Below are 17,550 nucleotides of genomic sequence, written 5' to 3'. Positions count from 1 at the left end.
ACATTCTGGAAGTCACATGGCCAACACGAAGAAAAAATTGTCTACGCGTTTCAAGGAGCCCGGCCTGATCTCGGCGCCCGGTGTCTTCGACATGATCTCGGCGCGCATCGCCGACGGCATGGGATTCGACGCACTCTATATGACGGGTTACGGCGTCGTCGCTTCGCATCTCGGTCTGCCGGATGCGGGACTTGCGAGCTACACCGAAATGGTCGGCCGCGTGCGGCAGATCGCGCAGGGCACGACGACGCCGCTGATCGCCGATGGCGACACCGGATATGGCGGGCTTCTGAATGTCGACTTCACGGTGCGCGGCTATGAAGAGGCCGGCGCGCAGGCGATCCAGATCGAGGATCAGGAATATCCGAAGAAATGCGGACACACCCCGGGCCGCCGCGTGGTGCCGATCGCGGACGCCGCGCGCCGCATCAAGGTGGCGTCCGAAGCACGATCATCGAAGGATTTTCTCATCATCGCCCGCACTGATGCGCGCACCGCGCTTGGTCTCGACGAAGCGTTGCGCCGTGGCGAGGCTTTCCTAAAGGAGGGCGCCGATATCCTCTTTATTGAATCGCCGGAGAGCGAAGCGGAGATGGAAAGGATCGGCCGCACGTTCGACGTGCCGCTGGTGGCGAATATGGTGGAGGGCGGCCGCACGCCGATCCTCGACCGCGCCGACCTCGAAAAGCTCGGCTTCAAGCTCGCCATTTTTCCGGCCTCGGGATTCTTGGCGATGGGCGCCGCTCTGCGTTCGGTGTACGGGGAAATCCTCTCCAAGGGGTCGAGCAAGTCCTGGAGCGGCGAACTTTATCCGTTCAACGATTTCTCCAAACTGATGGGCTTCGAGCGCGTCTGGGCCTTTGAGCGCGAGCACGCCGAGACCTGACCAGCGCCAGACTTGGCTTGCAGACCGGGCCTTGATCATGCATATCCACGCGGCGGCGGACCGGGTTCAGGGGCCGCCGTTCCCGCTTTGGCGGGGCTGGTTGTAGGAGTGTAGCTCAACTGGCTAGAGCACCGGTCTCCAAAACCGGGGGTTGGGGGTTCGACTCCCTCCACTCCTGCCAGCCCGCCAGCCGCCGTTTTTGAACCAGCTTGATTTTTGCCTTCATCCGCAGTACTTAGCTGACCTCGCCTAGCGGCCCTCACGGACATCCGCGGCGACATTATTCCCTAAAAGGCCCGCTTGGCGGCCTCATCCTCGACCTGAGGATTGGGCCACGACAGGGCATGTGCAACCATTCAATCGACGGTCCAGAGTAGCGGTTTCATGGCCAAGATCAGCCCGTTCAAGTTCCTGCAGGAAGTCCGCTCGGAGACCGAAAAGGTCACCTGGCCGACCCGCCGCGAGACCATGATCACGACCGCGATGGTTTTCGTGATGGTGACCATTGCTGCGATCTTTTTTCTGCTCGCCGATCAGGTCATCCGCCTCGGCGTGACATTCATTCTTGGCATTGGTCGTTAAGGGATTAGCCGGGTCATGGCCAAGCGCTGGTACATTGTTCACGCCTATTCGAACTTCGAGAACAAGGTCGCGGAATCGATCCGCGAACAGGCGAAGCAGCGCCATCTCGAGCATCTGTTTGACGAAATCCTGGTCCCCAAGGAAAAGGTCACCGAGGTGCGTCGCGGCCGCAAGGTCGATGCCGAGCGCAAGTTCTTTCCCGGCTATGTGCTGGTGAAGACTGACCTGACCGACGAGGTATTTCATCTCATCAAGAACACGCCGAAGGTCACGGGCTTTCTCGGCGCCGACAACAAGCCGATGCCGATCCGGGATTCGGAAGCAGAGCATATCCTGCAGCAGGTGCAGGAAGGCATCGAGCGGCCGAAGCCGTCGGTGTCGTTCGAGATCGGCGAGCAGGTGCGCGTGGCCGATGGCCCGTTCGCCTCGTTCAACGGTGTGGTCGAGGAAGTCGACGATGCGCGTTCGCGCGTGAAGGTCGCGGTGTCGATCTTTGGCCGCGCAACGCCGGTCGAGCTCGAGTTTGGACAGGTGGAGAAGCTTTAATTCGTCATCGCCGGACTGTCCCGGCGACCCGATTGAATGGGCACAGCCGTGCCAACCTAAGCGGGATGCCCGCGACGAGTGCAGGCATGACAGAAGGTGAAGAGCCGTGGGAGGTGAGGGCGGTCGCCAGCCGCTCAAGATCTGCACCACGGCGCCGGAAGAGCCGGAATGGTCCGGCTCCTGATGGAGAGAGAGTATGGCGAAGAAAATCACCGGCTATGTGAAATTGCAGGTGCCGGCCGGCGCGGCCAACCCGTCGCCGCCGATCGGCCCCGCGCTTGGCCAGCGCGGTCTGAACATCATGGAATTCTGCAAGGCGTTCAACGCACAGACCGCCAAGCTCGAAAAGAACATGCCGATCCCGGTCACCATCACGGTGTACCAGGACCGCTCGTTCACCTTCGAGATGAAGCAGGCGCCCGTGTCCTATTTCATCAAGAAGGCGGCCAAGATCGAAAGCGCCTCGAAATTCCCCGGCCGCGACAAGGCCGGCAAGATCACCAAGGCGCAGGTCAAGGAGATCGCCGAGCAGAAGATGAAGGATCTCAACTGCGACACGATCGAAGCGGCCATGAAGATGATTGAAGGCTCCGCCCGCTCGATGGGCATCGACGTGGTGGGAGGCTGATCATGGCACAGCACGGAAAGCGTTATCGCAAGTCCCGCGAAGGCATCGATCGCGACAAGTTCTACGCGATCGACGAAGCGGTGAAGTTGATCAAGGAACGCGCCAAGTCGAAGTTCGACGAGACCATCGAGATCGCGATGAATCTCGGCGTCGATCCTCGCCACGCCGACCAGATGGTGCGTGGCGTGGTTACGCTGCCGAACGGCTCGGGCCGCACGGTGCGCGTCGGCGTATTCGCCCGCGGCGCCAAGGCGGACGAGGCCAAGGCGGCCGGCGCCGATGTCGTCGGCGCGGAGGATCTCGTCGAAAGGGTCACCAACGGCCAGATCGATTTCGACCGCTGCATCGCCACCCCCGACATGATGCCGCTGGTCGGCCGCCTCGGTAAGGTGCTTGGCCCGCGCGGCATGATGCCGAACCCCAAGGTCGGCACCGTGACCATGGACATCACCAATGCGGTGAAGGGCGCCAAGGGCGGCTCGGTCGAGTTCCGGGTCGAGAAGGCCGGCATCGTTCAGGCCGGTGTCGGCAAGGCCTCGTTCACCGAACAGCAGCTCGTGCAGAACATCAAGGCTTTCGCGGATGCCGTTGCCAAGGCGAAGCCTTCCGGCGCCAAGGGTCAGTTCGTGGAGAAGATTTCGGTCTCCTCCACCATGGGCCCGGGCGTCAAGGTCGAGCCGTCGACGGTCTTCGGCGGCGGGGCCTGATCCGGGGCCGATCTGTCTACTGATCCCGGGTCCGCGGCTTTCAGGCTGCGGGCCCGCAGACTTGTGGGTGCGCCGCAAATTCTCCACTTGAGGCTAGCAAGAAACGGGCCTATATAGCCGCCATGAATCCGGGACCAGCACCGGAGGAAGGCTTCTAAATCAAAGAGTTTTGAGGTTTCTGCCGGGGGGACCCGGGAGAAAAGAGGAGGGCTTTCGGCCCTCCTTCGTCCTGTCCAAGACTGCCGGTGCCGGAGCAATCCGGCTTAATCGCCAAGAACTTGAGTTTACGGCGGCCAGCATAGACGGGTGACAACCGAATTCGGGCGAAGAGCCCATTGGTTCGAACCTATCGAACCCTAGGCGGCGTGAAAGCGCCGTGACCGGGGGGCAGGCATCTGAGAGCGCCATCCTGCCCCTCATCTGGACGATGTCCGGGCGGATGGCAGTCGCAACCTGGCGGACTGCCGCTGTGGCACCCGCCAACCGGAGAGAGCTAGTGAATCGAACGGAAAAAGCGGAGTCCGTCGCCGCGCTCAAGGAAGTCTTCCAGACTTCCAGCGTTGTCGTCGTGGCTCACTATTCCGGCCTCACGGTCGCCCAACTGCAGACTCTGCGCAGGCAGATGCGGCAGGCCGGCGCATCCGTAAAGGTCGCGAAGAACCGTCTCGCCAAAATCGCTCTTGAAGGCTCGGACGTTGCCACCATTGCGTCGCTCCTGAAGGGACCGACGCTGATCGCCTATTCGGGCGATCCGGTGTCGGCGCCGAAGGTCGCTGTCGATTTCGCCAAGGCGAACGAGCAGTTCGTCATTCTCGGCGGAGCGATGGGCAAGACCAGTCTGGATCTGAACGGCGTGAAGCAGCTCGCTTCGCTGCCGTCTCTGGACGAACTGCGTGCGAAGCTCGTCGGCCTTATTCAGGCCCCGGCGACCAAGCTCGCGCAGCTCGCCAACGCGCCGGCCGGCAAGCTAGCCCGCGTCATCCAGGCTCATGCCAACAAGAACGCAGCGTGACCAACACCAATCTCAATGGTTCGAACCAATAGGGTACTGAACAATGGCTGACTTGCAGAAAATCGTCGACGATCTGTCGAGCCTGACCGTCCTCGAGGCGGCAGACCTCGCCAAGATGCTGGAAGAGAAGTGGGGCGTCTCCGCCGCCGCTGCCGTGGCTGTGGCAGCGGCGCCGGGTGCGGCTGGTGGCGCCGCCGCCGCTGCGGAAGAGAAGACCGAATTCACCGTCGTTCTGGCCGCTGCCGGCGACAAGAAGATCGAGGTGATCAAGGAAGTGCGTGCGCTCACCGGTCTTGGCCTGAAGGAAGCCAAGGACTTGGTCGAGGGTGCGCCGAAGACCCTCAAGGAAGGCGCTCCGAAGGACGAGGCCGAGAAGATCAAGGCCACGCTCGAGAAGGTCGGAGCAAAGGTTGAGCTTAAGTAACCGAAGGTTACTTAAGCGAAATCCCCGGGCGCGCTTTGCGCGACCCGGGGATCGCTATCAAGACGTGGATGGCAACCAATTCAGGCTTGCCTGAATTGGTCAAGGCCAAGTGCAAAAGTCGGGTAAACCCGACTTTTGATACAAGGCCGACCATGACGAGTTGAAAGACTGAGGCTGCGGTTCGGGCTGACCCGAATCATCTAGAAGCAGGCATCCCCGACGCCTGTCCTGATGGTCGCGATGATGGCGGCCTTTCGGAGAGTCGTCCCGGCTGTCGCAACAGGCAGGCGAGAGAAGGACACGATGGCGCAGACATTCACCGGTCGCAAGCGCGTAAGAAAGTTTTTCGGAAAAATTCAGGAAGTGGCGGAGATGCCGAACCTCATTGAGGTTCAGAAGGCATCCTATGACCAATTCCTCCTGGTGCAGGAGCCGGAAGGCGGCCGCCCCGACGAGGGTCTGCAGGCTGTCTTCAAGTCGGTGTTCCCGATTTCGGATTTCTCCGGCTCGTCCATGCTCGAATTCGTCAAATACGAATTTGAAGCGCCGAAATACGACGTCGATGAATGCCGCCAGCGCGGCATGACCTACGCAGCGCCGCTGAAGGTGACGCTGCGCCTGATCGTCTTCGATGTCGATGAGGAAACCGGCGCCAAATCGGTGAAGGACATCAAGGAGCAGGACGTTTACATGGGCGACATCCCGCTCATGACGAATAACGGCACCTTCATCGTCAACGGCACTGAGCGCGTCATCGTTTCGCAGATGCATCGCTCACCCGGCGTGTTCTTCGATCACGACAAGGGCAAGACGCATTCGTCCGGCAAGCTGTTGTTTGCTGCTCGCATCATTCCGTATCGCGGCTCCTGGCTCGACATCGAGTTCGACGCCAAGGACATCGTGCATGCGCGCATCGATCGTCGCCGCAAAATCCCGGTGACCTCGCTGCTCTACGCGCTCGGCATGGATGCAGAGGAAATCCTCAAGACCTTCTACGACACGATCTCCTACAAGCGCGCGAAGGATGGCTGGCGCGTGCCGTTCAATTCCGACCGGATGAAGGGCTACAAGGCGATCAACGATCTGGTCGACGCCGACACCGGCAAGGTGGTGGTCGAGGCCGGCAAAAAGATCACCGTGCGTCAGGCCCGCCAGCTCGCCGAGAAGGGCCTCAAGGCGTTGCGCATGGCCGATGAGGAATTGCTCGGTCATTATATCGGCGAGGACCTGGTCAATCCGAAGACCGGCGAAATCTATATCGAAGCCGGCGAAGAGATCACCGAGAAAACGCTGGAGACGATCAACGAGATCGGCCTGAAAGAGCTGCCGATTCTCGACATCGACCACATCAATGTCGGCGCCTATATCCGCAACACGCTGTCGGTCGACAAGAACATGACGCGTGAAGACGCGCTGTTCGACATCTACCGCGTGATGCGTCCGGGCGAGCCGCCCACGCTCGACACCGCGCAGGCAATGTTCCAGTCGCTGTTCTTCGATGCCGACCGCTACGATCTCTCGGCCGTCGGTCGCGTGAAGATGAACATGCGTCTCGACCTCGACGCGCCGGACACGACCCGCATCCTCCGCAAGGAAGACATCCTCGCTGTGGTGAAGACGCTGGTCGACCTGCGTGACGGCAAGGGCGAGATCGACGACATCGACAATCTCGGCAACCGCCGCGTCCGTTCGGTCGGCGAGCTGATGGAGAACCAGTACCGCATCGGCCTCTTGCGCATGGAGCGCGCGATCAAGGAGCGCATGTCGTCGGTCGACATCGACACCGTCATGCCGCAGGACCTGATCAACGCCAAGCCGGCGGCCGCCGCCGTGCGCGAGTTCTTTGGCTCCTCGCAGCTCTCGCAGTTCATGGACCAGACCAATCCGCTCTCCGAGATCACGCACAAGCGGCGTCTCTCGGCGCTCGGACCTGGTGGTCTCACCCGCGAGCGCGCCGGCTTCGAGGTGCGCGACGTGCATCCGACGCATTACGGCCGCATCTGCCCGATCGAGACCCCGGAAGGTCCGAATATCGGTCTGATCAACTCGCTCGCGACCTATGCGCGGGTGAACAAATACGGCTTCGTGGAAACGCCTTATCGCAAGGTGAAGGACGGCCGCGTCACCGACGAGGTGGTCTACCTCTCGGCGATGGAAGAGGCGCGCTACACCGTCGCGCAGGCGAACGTGCCGATCGACAGCAAGGGCCGCTTCACGGAAGACTTCATCGTCTGCCGTCACGCCGGCGACGTGCTGCCGGTTCCGCGCGACAAGGTGGACTACATGGACGTGTCGCCGAAACAGCTCGTTTCGGTGGCGGCGGCGCTCATTCCGTTCCTTGAGAACGACGACGCCAACCGCGCGCTTATGGGTTCGAACATGCAGCGCCAAGCGGTGCCGCTGGTCCGCGCCGAGGCGCCATTCGTCGGTACAGGCATGGAAGGCGTGGTGGCGCGCGACTCGGGTGCCGCGATCGGCGCCCGCCGCACCGGCATCGTCGACCAGATCGACGCGACCCGTATCGTCATCCGCGCGACGGAAGATCTCGACCCGACCAAGTCCGGCGTCGACATCTACCGTCTGATGAAGTTCCAGCGCTCCAACCAGAATACCTGCATCAACCAGCGTCCGCTGGTGAAGGTGGGCGATCACGTGAAGAAGGGCGACATCATTGCCGACGGTCCCTCGACCGAACTCGGCGAGCTGGCGCTCGGAAGGAACGTGCTCGTCGCGTTCATGCCGTGGAACGGCTACAATTTTGAGGACTCGATCCTGCTCTCCGAGCGGATCGTGAGCGACGACGTCTTCACCTCGATCCATATCGAGGAGTTCGAAGTCTCTGCCCGCGACACCAAGCTTGGACCGGAGGAAATCACCCGCGACATTCCGAACGTCTCCGAAGAGGCGCTGAAGAATCTCGACGAAGCGGGCATCGTCTATATCGGCGCGGAAGTCCGTGCCGGCGACATCCTCTGCGGCAAGATCACGCCGAAGGGCGAAAGCCCGATGACGCCGGAAGAGAAGCTTCTGCGCGCCATTTTCGGCGAGAAGGCCTCGGACGTGCGCGACACCTCACTGCGGGTGCCGCCCGGCGTGCAGGGCACGGTCGTGGAAGTGCGCGTGTTCAACCGTCACGGCGTCGACAAGGATGAGCGTGCGCTCGCGATCGAGCGCGAGGAGATCGAACGCCTCGCGAAAGACCGTGACGACGAACAGGCGATCCTCGATCGCAACGTCTATGGCCGTCTGGCTGAAATGCTGGAAGGCCGTCAGGGCATTGCCGGTCCGAAGGGCTTCAAGAAGGACACCAAGATCACCCGCGCGATACTGGATGAATATCCGCGCTCGCAATGGTGGCAGTTCGCCTCGCCCAACGACAAGCTGATGTCGGAGATCGAGGCGATCCGCAAGCAATACGACGAGTCGAAGAAGGGGCTTGAACAGCGTTTCCTCGACAAGGTGGAGAAGCTACAGCGCGGTGACGAATTGCCGCCCGGCGTGATGAAGATGGTCAAGGTCTTCGTCGCGGTGAAGCGCAAGATCCAGCCCGGCGACAAGATGGCCGGCCGGCACGGCAACAAGGGCGTGGTGTCCAAGATCGTTCCGGTCGAGGACATGCCGTTCCTGGCCGACGGCCAGCAGGTCGACATCGTGCTCAATCCGCTCGGCGTGCCGAGCCGCATGAATGTCGGTCAGATTCTTGAGACGCATCTTGGCTGGGCCTGCGCGGGCCTTGGCAAGCGCATCGGCCAGGCGGTGAACGCCTATCGCGCCAAGCACGACACCAAGCCGCTGAAGGAGACGCTGAAGAAGATCTACGGCGAGGACGAGACGATCAAGTCGCTGAGCGACGAGGGTCTGATCGAACTCGGCCAGAATCTCCAGCACGGTGTGCCGATCGCGACGCCGGTCTTCGACGGCGCCAAGGAAGCCGACATCGAGCAGATGCTCGACCTTGCCGGAATGGATCATTCCGGCCAGTCCGTCGTCTTCGATGGGCGCACCGGCGAGCAGTTCGACCGCAAGGTGACGGTGGGCTACATCTACATGCTCAAGCTGCACCACCTCGTGGACGACAAGATCCACGCCCGCTCGATCGGCCCGTACTCGCTCGTCACCCAGCAGCCGCTGGGCGGCAAGGCGCAGTTCGGCGGCCAGCGCTTCGGCGAAATGGAGGTTTGGGCGCTCGAGGCTTATGGAGCCGCGTATACCCTGCAGGAAATGCTGACGGTGAAGTCCGACGACGTCGCCGGCCGCACCAAGGTCTACGAGGCGATCGTGCGCGGCGACGACACCTTCGAAGCAGGTATCCCGGAAAGCTTCAACGTGCTGGTCAAGGAAATGCGCTCGCTCGGCCTCAATGTCGACTTGCACAATTCCAAGCAGCAGCGTCCGGGCGAGTTGCCGGAAGCGGCCGAGTAATCGCGAACGAGACGGGACGGCGAAGGCGCCGTCCCGGTCACTGCGAAACCGATAGACGACCACAGGGCAAGATTTTCAAAGGACCTGGCCCGCCGGTCGAGGAGACGACGATGAACCAAGAAATCATGAATCTGTTCAGCGCGCAGGCGCCGGCTCAGGTCTTCGACCAGATCCGGATTTCGATCGCGAGCCCGGAAAAGATTCTGTCCTGGTCCTACGGCGAAATCAAAAAGCCGGAAACCATCAACTACCGCACCTTCAAGCCGGAGCGCGACGGCCTGTTCTGCGCGCGCATCTTCGGCCCGATCAAGGACTACGAGTGCTTGTGCGGCAAGTACAAGCGCATGAAGTACAAGGGCATCATCTGCGAGAAATGCTCGGTCGAGGTCACTCTGTCGCGCGTGCGGCGCGAGCGCATGGGCCATATCGAGCTCGCCGCGCCCGTCGCTCACATCTGGTTCCTGAAGTCGCTGCCGAGCCGCATTGGTTTGCTGCTCGACATGACTTTGAAAGACCTCGAGCGGATTCTGTACTTTGAATATTACGTCGTGCTGGAGCCGGGCCTGACCCCGCTGCAGGATCGTCAGTTGCTGTCCGAAGACGATTACTTGAAGGCGCAGGAAGAATACGGCGCCGACAGCTTCACTGCGGCGATCGGCGCGGAAGCGATCCGCGAGATGCTCAAGGCGATGGACCTGGAGAAGCTCGCTGCCGACCTGCGTGTCGAGATCGCGGAATCGACATCTGAGCTGAAGCCGAAGAAGCTCGCCAAGCGTCTGAAGCTGATTGAGGCCTTCATCCAGTCCGGCAACAAGCCGGAATGGATGATCCTGACGCATGTTCCGGTCATTCCGCCGGATCTGCGTCCGCTGGTTCCGCTTGACGGCGGTCGCTTCGCGACCTCCGACCTGAACGATCTCTATCGCCGTGTCATCAACCGCAACAACCGCCTGAAGCGGCTGATCGAACTGCGTGCGCCGGACATCATCATCCGCAACGAGAAGCGCATGCTGCAGGAAGCGGTCGATGCTCTGTTCGACAACGGCCGCCGCGGCCGCGTCATCACCGGCGCCAACAAGCGGCCGCTGAAGTCGCTCGCCGATATGCTCAAGGGCAAGCAGGGCCGGTTCCGCCAGAACCTGCTCGGCAAGCGCGTCGACTATTCCGGCCGCTCGGTGATCGTGGTGGGCCCCGAGCTCAAGCTGCACCAGTGCGGCCTGCCGAAGAAGATGGCGCTCGAACTGTTCAAGCCGTTCATCTATTCGCGGCTCGACGCCAAGGGCCTGTCCACCACCGTGAAGCAGGCGAAGAAGCTCGTCGAGAAGGAGAAGCCTGAAGTCTGGGATATCCTCGACGAAGTCATTCGCGAGCATCCGGTGCTGCTCAACCGCGCGCCGACCTTGCACCGTCTTGGCATCCAGGCTTTCGAGCCGGTGCTGATCGAGGGCAAGGCGATCCAGCTGCATCCGCTGGTTTGCGCCGCCTTCAACGCCGACTTCGACGGCGACCAGATGGCCGTGCACGTTCCGTTGTCACTGGAAGCGCAGCTCGAAGCCCGCGTCTTGATGATGTCGACCAACAACATCCTGCATCCGGCCAATGGTCAGCCGATCATCGTGCCGTCGCAGGATATCGTCCTCGGTCTGTACTATCTGTCGCTGTTCAGCGAAGGGCAGCCGGGCGAGGGTAAGCTGTTCGGCAACATCGCCGAGATCGAGCATGCGCTGTCGCAGAAAGTCGTCACGCTGCATTCCAAGATCAAGTATCGCTGGGTCGGCGAGGACGCGGACGGCAAGCCCGTCTCGAAGCTTTATGACACGACGCCTGGCCGGGTGCTTCTCGGGCAGGTGCTGCCGAAGTCGTCGAAGGTGTCCTTCGACGTCGTCAACAAGCTGATGACCAAGCGCGAAATCTCGAACATGATCGACACCGTCTACCGCCATTGCGGTCAGAAGGACACGGTCATTTTCTGTGACCGCGTCATGGCGCTCGGCTTCCACCACGCCTTCAAGGCCGGCATCTCGTTCGGCAAGGACGACATGGTGGTGCCGCAGAAGAAGTGGGGCATCGTCGACAAGACGCGCGAACTCGCCAAAGAGTTCGAGCAGCAATACAACGACGGTCTGATCACCCAGGGCGAGAAGTACAACAAGGTCGTCGACGCCTGGTCCAAATGCTCCGAGCAGATCGCCGAAGAGATGATGCGCGAGATCTCGCAGCCGAAGAAGATGGCGGACGGCCAGGAAGCCCAGGTCAACTCCATCTACATGATGGCTCACTCCGGCGCGCGCGGCTCGCCCGCCCAGATGCGTCAGCTCGCGGGCATGCGCGGGCTGATGGCGAAGCCGGACGGCTCGATCATCGAGAGCCCGATCATTTCGAACTTCAAGGAAGGCCTGACCGTGCTCGAGTACTTCAACTCGACCCACGGCGCCCGCAAGGGTCTGGCCGACACCGCCTTGAAGACCGCGAACTCGGGTTATCTGACGCGGCGTCTGGTCGACGTCGCGCAGGACTGCATCATCACGACAGAAGATTGCGGCACCAAGAACGGCATCAAGGTGCGCGCCATCATCGATGCAGGCACTGTCGTGGCCTCGCTCGGCAGCCGTATTCTGGGCCGCACCACGGCCGAGGACGTGAAGGATGCTTCCAGCGGCAAGGTCATCGCCAAGAAGGGCACCTTGCTTGAAGAGAAGGAAGTCGACGCGATCACCAAGGCGGGTGTGCAGGAAGTGCGCATCCGTTCGGTGCTCACCTGCGAAACGCCCACCGGCGTCTGCTGCGCTTGCTACGGGCGCGATCTTGCCCGCGGCACACCGGTCAATATGGGCGAGGCGGTCGGCGTCATCGCGGCGCAGTCGATCGGTGAGCCGGGCACCCAGCTCACGATGCGCACTTTCCACATCGGCGGCGCGGCGCAGATCAATGAGCAGTCCTTCATCGAGTCGAACTTCGAAGGCACGATCAAGCTCAAGTCCAAGGACAAGCAGCTCAAGCCGACGGCGAAGAACTCGGAAGGCGATCTCGTGGTGATGAGCCGCAGCGTCACGCTGGCGGTCGTCGATCCCGACGGCACCGAGCGGGCGACCCATCGTCTGCCTTACGGCGCGCGCCTGCGCGTCGAGGAGGGCGACAAGGTCAAGCGCGGCCAGCGTCTGGCGGAGTGGGATCCCTATACCCGTCCGATCATCACCGAGGTCGACGGCGTCGTCGATTTCGAGGATCTGGTCGAAGGCCAGTCGGTCGCGGAAACGCAGGACGAATCCACTGGTATCACGAAGCGCGTGGTCACCGACTGGCGCACGTCGAGCCGGGCTGCTGATCTGCGTCCCTCGATCGTGATCAAGGATAAGGACGGCAAGATCCTGAAACTGGCGCGCGGCGGCGATGCCCGTTACGCGCTGGCGATCGACGCGATCTTGTCGGTGGACACCGGCGCCCAGGTCAAGGCGGGCGACATCATTGCCCGTATCCCGACCGAAAGCGCCAAGACGCGCGACATCACCGGCGGTCTGCCGCGTGTTGCGGAGCTCTTCGAAGCGCGGCGTCCGAAGGAATCCGCGGTCATCGCGGAAATCACCGGCACCGTCCGCTTCGGCCGCGACTACAAGAACAAGCGGCGGATCTCGATCGAGCCGACCGAGAAGGATGTCGAGCCGGCGGAATACCTCATTCCGAAGGGCAAGCACATCCATCTGCAGGATGGCGACGTGATCGAGAAGGGCGATTACATCGTCGACGGCAATCCGGCCCCGCACGACATTCTGGCGATCAAGGGCGTCGAGGAACTCGCCGCCTACCTGGTCAACGAAATCCAGGAGGTCTACCGGTTGCAGGGTGTGTTGATCAACGACAAGCACATCGAGGTGATCGTTCGTCAGATGCTGCAGAAGGTCGAGATCGACGATGTCGGTGAGACCGATCTCATCAACGGCGACCAGATGGACAAGGTCGAACTCGATGAGATCAACGCCACGGCGATTGCCGAGGGCAAGAAGCCGGCCACCGGTCACCCGGTACTGCTCGGCATCACCAAGGCCTCGCTGCAGACCCGCTCGTTCATCTCGGCGGCGTCGTTCCAGGAGACTACGCGCGTGCTCACCGAAGCGGCCGTCAATGGCAAGTCGGACACGCTCGACGGCCTCAAGGAGAATGTCATCGTCGGCCGTCTCATCCCGGCGGGAACGGGTTCGGTCATGAACCAGCTGCGCGAGGTTGCCGGCAAGCGCGACAAGCTCATTCTCGACGAGCGCGAGAAGGATGCCGCGAAGGCCGGACAGCTTACGCCTGCTCTGCCGGCGGCCGAATAGCAGCCGCAGGCTACGACATCGAAAAGGCCGCCCGGTGCAATGGGCGGCCTTTTTGCTGGACTAGATGTGATTGCTCCCCGGCGATCGGTGATCTCTTACTCTTGGTGATGGCGGGGTATTTGCATCGAAGACTGCGAAGAGGCGTTGTCCGCCGATGATGTAAACGGTGCCGTCCGGTCCGATGGCGGGCGAGGAATAGCCGGCCAACCCATTTTTTCGGAAGGCTACAGGCTCCAGATCGAGCGAGAATGTCTCGAGCCCTTCCGTTGTTGAGACGTGCACGTGGTTTGCTGAAACCGCCGGGAATGCGACGCTGGCGCCTCTGAGGTTGCGCCGCATCCAGATGCTGCCGTTGGAATCCACTGCCAGAAGGGTGCCGGACCGAACGACGAAATACATCTGCCGCAGACCCCCGGCCACTGTGCTCCGGCCACCAAGGGAAGTTGCTTGCGGAACATGCCGCGTCAGCGTCTCAGGATCGATCAGAGTAGCCGAATTGACGCTGCCGCCGGTCATCAGCCCGTTTGGAAACGCGGCCGGTGCGGGATACGACTTCGCAAGCGGAAAGAGTTCTGGCGCGCGCGTGAGCGCACCTTCCGCTTCGCTCCAGGAAAACTTGTAGAGCCCCTGTTGTCCATGTGCGACGATCGTCCAAGGCTCCCGCGCTGGAAATGATCCGAAAACGACGGGCGTGTCGAGGCAGGGCTGCGCACCTTTCGCCAGCCCGTGTTCCGGCGCATCTCCGAGAGATGCGCCGAAGATGTCGCCAAAGCCGCCGCCCCCATGTGCATCAACAAAGAGCTTCTGTTCCTCATAACGGTTGAACAGGAGAAAGCGCCCTCGCTCGTCCACGATCGCCAGTGCAAGCACGAATGACGGCCCCACACCGCCGATCTCGGGATACTGCACCATCAGTTCGTAGCGCAGCACGAAGACGATTCTGGCAACCCCTTGCGGTCCCGAGACAACGCGGGGTGCACCCAGAAAAACGCCGTGTGCGCTCCCGTACAGGTCGGGGAGGGATCGGATCGGCACGCGCCAGCGCACTGTTCCATCAGACAGCACTGCGACGACAAAACTCGGCAGACCCCGCTCGCCGGAGGTTCGATGGTCAGTGACAGTCGGCGGCGGCGTGCAAACGCAATAGATCACTCCATCGTCTGCCACCGCTGGGGTTTGCACGCCGAGCGCGGGGCCGCCGATAGTGATTCTCCATTTTGCGTAGCCAGTGGGCTGAATCGCGATCAATTCGCCACCGCCGTTGCCGACGAAGATCGTTCCGTCAGGCCCGATGACGGGGCTTCGCGTACCGCATTCACCGATGCTGCCAAATTCCCATTTCCAGGCATTGGCGACTGTACTGTTGACGAGGCGGAACCCGCTGCCTGCCGTGTTGCCGCCGAGTTGATTCCAGATGTCGGTTCGAACGCGCATCGCCGGCACTCCCTGCGCTGGCAACTTTATGCGACAGCTCGTGAGCGCTCATTAGGAAAGGCGCATGATGCGCACGTGCTGAGTTCCTCTGAGAATTCAAGAACCGTAGCCTGCGAGACGCGAGAAGCGAAGGGGTTGGTGAGACATGCTTAAGAAAGGCTCAAGAATTGCCACGGCAATCTTTGCAAGTGGCGGCGCTTGAGCCACTATTCAAGAAGCGACAGTCGGCAACATCCAACTTGCGCATGGGAGTGGGTGAGAGGGGAGTTGAAAGAGGCAGGAATGTTGCTTCGTCAGGAGACCTTCCGGCAAGTTGGAAACGCGCAGATTTTGCGGCGCCGCCTTGTGCCCATGCGAATTGAACTGCACCAGCAATGACAAGACACGCCCTGCGCGCGGCCGCGCTCACCTTCCGCAGCGACCCGTTCCTGACTGATCCGGCTGGCAGTTACACTTATTATCCCGACGCGCTGATCGTGATTGAGGAGGGCCGCATCGCGTCAATCGCAGATGCGGCTACCGTGCAGGCGCCCGCGGGAGTGCCGGTATCGCATTTCGAAAATGCGCTGATCTTGCCAGGCTTCATCGACACGCATGTGCATTATCCGCAGACCGAGATGATCGCCTCCTTTGGTGCGCATCTCTTGGAATGGCTGGAAAAATACACCTACATCACTGAGCAGAAATTCAGCGACAGGACGCATGCCGGCAAGGTTGCGCATGTCTTCCTGCGCGAGTTGCTGCGCGCCGGCACGACGACGGCCGCCGTCTATTGCACCGTGCATCCGCAATCGGTTGATGCCTTCTTCGAGGAATCCGCGCGCTTCAACACCCGCATGATCGCCGGCAAGGTGCTGATGGACCGCAACGCACCGGAGGCTTTACGCGACACCGCCGAAAGCGGCTATGCGGAGTCGAAGGCGCTGATCGAGAAATGGCACAACAAGGGCCGCCAGCTTTATGCGATCACGCCGCGCTTTGCAGGTTCCTGCAGCGAGGCGCAACTCGACGCCGCCGGGCTTCTCTGGAACGAACATCCGGGCACCTATATGCAGACGCATCTCTGCGAAACCAGGGACGAAATCGCCTGGGTGCAGACGCTGTTCCCGGACAGCGCGAGTTATCTCGATGTCTATCATCGGGCGAAACTGACCGGACCGCGGGCAATCTTCGGTCATGCCGTTCACGTGAACGAGGAGGATTTCGCGCAATGCCATCAGACCGGGTCGGCGCTGGCGCATTGTCCGACGTCGAATTTGTTCCTGGGGAGCGGCCTGTTTCGCGCCTTTGATGCGAAGAAGAAAAGCCGTCCGGTCCGCCTCGGGCTCGGGACCGATATCGGGGCAGGGACCAGTTTCTCCCAACTCGCGACGTTGAATGAGGCCTACAAGGTGGCGGCGCTGAACGACACCCGGCTGTCAGCCGCGCATGCTTTCTATCTGGCGACGCGGGGCGGGGCGGAGGCGCTATATCTCGACAATATCATCGGTTCGATCCAGCCGGGATACGAGGCGGATCTGGTGGTGCTGGATCTCAAGGCGACGCCGTTGCTCGATTTCCGCAGCGGCTTCTGCCGCAATGTATTGGAGCAGCTATTCGTGCTGATGACCCTTGGGGACGACCGGGCCGTGCGCGCCACCTATGTCGCGGGTGAGGCGGTCTATGTTCGCGACCGGCCGGACATGTTCGCCTATCCGGGAAGGTGACGGCCTCGAAAGGACCGGCCGAAAGCCAGGGGGAATGACAGGCTGAAGGTGGATCGGGAAAGCGCGGAATATGACGTAGAGGGCCGGAAAGAGCCGCTTTTTCGGCCAATCCTCCTTGACTTGCAGGAATCGGGCCGATACATACGGCCCACTCTCGGCAGGCGGTGAGTTTCGCCTCGTCGGCACGGCATCCCCGGACACGCTAAGTCATTGAGACTTAAATCTCTTTCGGCTTTTCAGGACGGCACCTCGCCTCGACGAATGAGCCTCAAACGCTGCCGCTGACTTAAGTGTCAGAAATGCAGGATTCACGACCTCGCCGCTTTTGGGCGGACGGGGTCCTCTGGAACGCAAGCGTCATTCCGCAAACGCCGGAGCGGATGGCGCGATTTCGTTTTGCGCGTGGAAACGTGCGCCGGCCGGGGCGTCCGCCCCAGACGTTGACAGTGAAGGCTTGAGCGAATGCCGACGATTAACCAGTTGATCCGCAAGGGTCGCGAAAAACCGGTCTACCGCAACGCCGTGCCGGCTTTGAAGTCCGCGCCGCAGAAACGTGGCGTGTGCACGCGCGTTTACACGACGACCCCGAAGAAGCCGAACTCGGCGCTGCGCAAGGTCGCCAAGGTGCGTCTGACCAACGGTTTCGAGGTCATCGGCTACATCCCGGGTGAGGGTCATAACCTGCAGGAACACTCAGTGGTGATGATCCGTGGCGGCCGCGTGAAGGACCTTCCGGGCGTCCGCTACCACATCATCCGCGGCGTGCTCGACACGCAGGGCGTCAAGAACCGCAAGCAGCGCCGTTCGAAATACGGCGCCAAGCGTCCGAAGTAACCGGAGCAAAGCGAAGGTTATCCCGGGCGAGCGCAGCGACATCCGGGATCGCCGAG

The 17,550-nt window shown here is 61.6% G+C and carries 12 protein-coding genes and 1 tRNA gene; 12 read left to right on the top strand and 1 reads right to left on the bottom strand.

Annotation, left to right across the window (positions count from 1 at the left end):
* The first annotated feature begins 16 nt into the window (after positions 1–16).
* The 10 genes from RO009_18665 to rpoC all read left to right on the top strand — a co-directional run bounded on the left by RO009_18665 (position 17) and on the right by rpoC (position 13,520).
* Positions 17–886 (top strand): isocitrate lyase/PEP mutase family protein, encoded by an 870-nt coding sequence (locus tag RO009_18665; GenBank protein ID MDT3687058.1) that lies wholly within the window; start codon positions 17–19, stop codon positions 884–886.
* 104 nt (positions 887–990) lie between these two features.
* Positions 991–1,067, top strand: a tRNA-Trp gene (locus tag RO009_18660).
* Positions 1,068–1,270: 203 nt separating this feature from the next.
* Complete coding sequence (gene secE, locus RO009_18655; protein MDT3687057.1) at positions 1,271–1,468, top strand: preprotein translocase subunit SecE; 198 nt, start codon at positions 1,271–1,273, stop codon at positions 1,466–1,468.
* A gap of 15 nt (positions 1,469–1,483) precedes the next feature.
* The gene (nusG, locus tag RO009_18650) at positions 1,484–2,014 is read left to right on the top strand and encodes a transcription termination/antitermination protein NusG (GenBank protein MDT3687056.1); all 531 of its coding nucleotides are present in this window, start codon (positions 1,484–1,486) and stop codon (positions 2,012–2,014) included.
* Positions 2,015–2,210: 196 nt separating this feature from the next.
* Positions 2,211–2,642, top strand: a complete 432-nt coding sequence (gene rplK / locus RO009_18645; GenBank protein ID MDT3687055.1) for a 50S ribosomal protein L11 — start codon at positions 2,211–2,213, stop codon at positions 2,640–2,642.
* A 2-nt stretch (positions 2,643–2,644) separates the two neighbouring features.
* The gene (gene rplA, locus RO009_18640; GenBank protein MDT3687054.1) at positions 2,645–3,349 is read left to right on the top strand and encodes a 50S ribosomal protein L1; all 705 of its coding nucleotides are present in this window, start codon (positions 2,645–2,647) and stop codon (positions 3,347–3,349) included.
* 496 nt (positions 3,350–3,845) lie between these two features.
* Positions 3,846–4,361, top strand: coding sequence for a 50S ribosomal protein L10 (gene rplJ, locus RO009_18635; protein MDT3687053.1), 516 nt, complete (start codon positions 3,846–3,848; stop codon positions 4,359–4,361).
* A gap of 43 nt (positions 4,362–4,404) precedes the next feature.
* Positions 4,405–4,785, top strand: coding sequence for a 50S ribosomal protein L7/L12 (rplL, locus tag RO009_18630; GenBank protein ID MDT3687052.1), 381 nt, complete (start codon positions 4,405–4,407; stop codon positions 4,783–4,785).
* 303 nt (positions 4,786–5,088) lie between these two features.
* A complete protein-coding gene (rpoB, locus tag RO009_18625; protein MDT3687051.1) occupies positions 5,089–9,207 on the top strand; it encodes a DNA-directed RNA polymerase subunit beta in 4,119 nt (1,372 codons plus the stop codon).
* 110 nt (positions 9,208–9,317) lie between these two features.
* The gene (gene rpoC, locus RO009_18620; protein ID MDT3687050.1) at positions 9,318–13,520 is read left to right on the top strand and encodes a DNA-directed RNA polymerase subunit beta'; all 4,203 of its coding nucleotides are present in this window, start codon (positions 9,318–9,320) and stop codon (positions 13,518–13,520) included.
* Between the two features lie 60 nt (positions 13,521–13,580).
* On the opposite strand, the gene RO009_18615 is transcribed toward rpoC, so the two are convergent.
* Positions 13,581–14,954 carry a hypothetical protein gene (locus RO009_18615; GenBank protein MDT3687049.1) on the bottom strand — a complete coding sequence of 458 codons (1,374 nt, stop codon included), beginning with the start codon at positions 14,952–14,954 and terminating at the stop codon, positions 13,581–13,583.
* A 374-nt stretch (positions 14,955–15,328) separates the two neighbouring features.
* Between RO009_18615 and guaD the strand changes: the two genes are divergently transcribed.
* Both guaD and rpsL read left to right on the top strand, forming a co-directional pair.
* Positions 15,329–16,660 carry a guanine deaminase gene (guaD, locus tag RO009_18610; GenBank protein ID MDT3687048.1) on the top strand — a complete coding sequence of 444 codons (1,332 nt, stop codon included), beginning with the start codon at positions 15,329–15,331 and terminating at the stop codon, positions 16,658–16,660.
* A 462-nt stretch (positions 16,661–17,122) separates the two neighbouring features.
* Positions 17,123–17,494, top strand: a complete 372-nt coding sequence (gene rpsL, locus RO009_18605) for a 30S ribosomal protein S12 (protein MDT3687047.1) — start codon at positions 17,123–17,125, stop codon at positions 17,492–17,494.
* Positions 17,495–17,550: the final 56 nt, after the last annotated feature.

The sequence above is a fragment of the Pseudorhodoplanes sp. genome, assembly GCA_032027085.1.
Lineage (GTDB): Bacteria > Pseudomonadota > Alphaproteobacteria > Rhizobiales > Xanthobacteraceae > Pseudorhodoplanes.
Note: the sequence above shows the minus strand (reverse complement) of the source record. Positions and strands in the feature narration are given on the sequence as shown.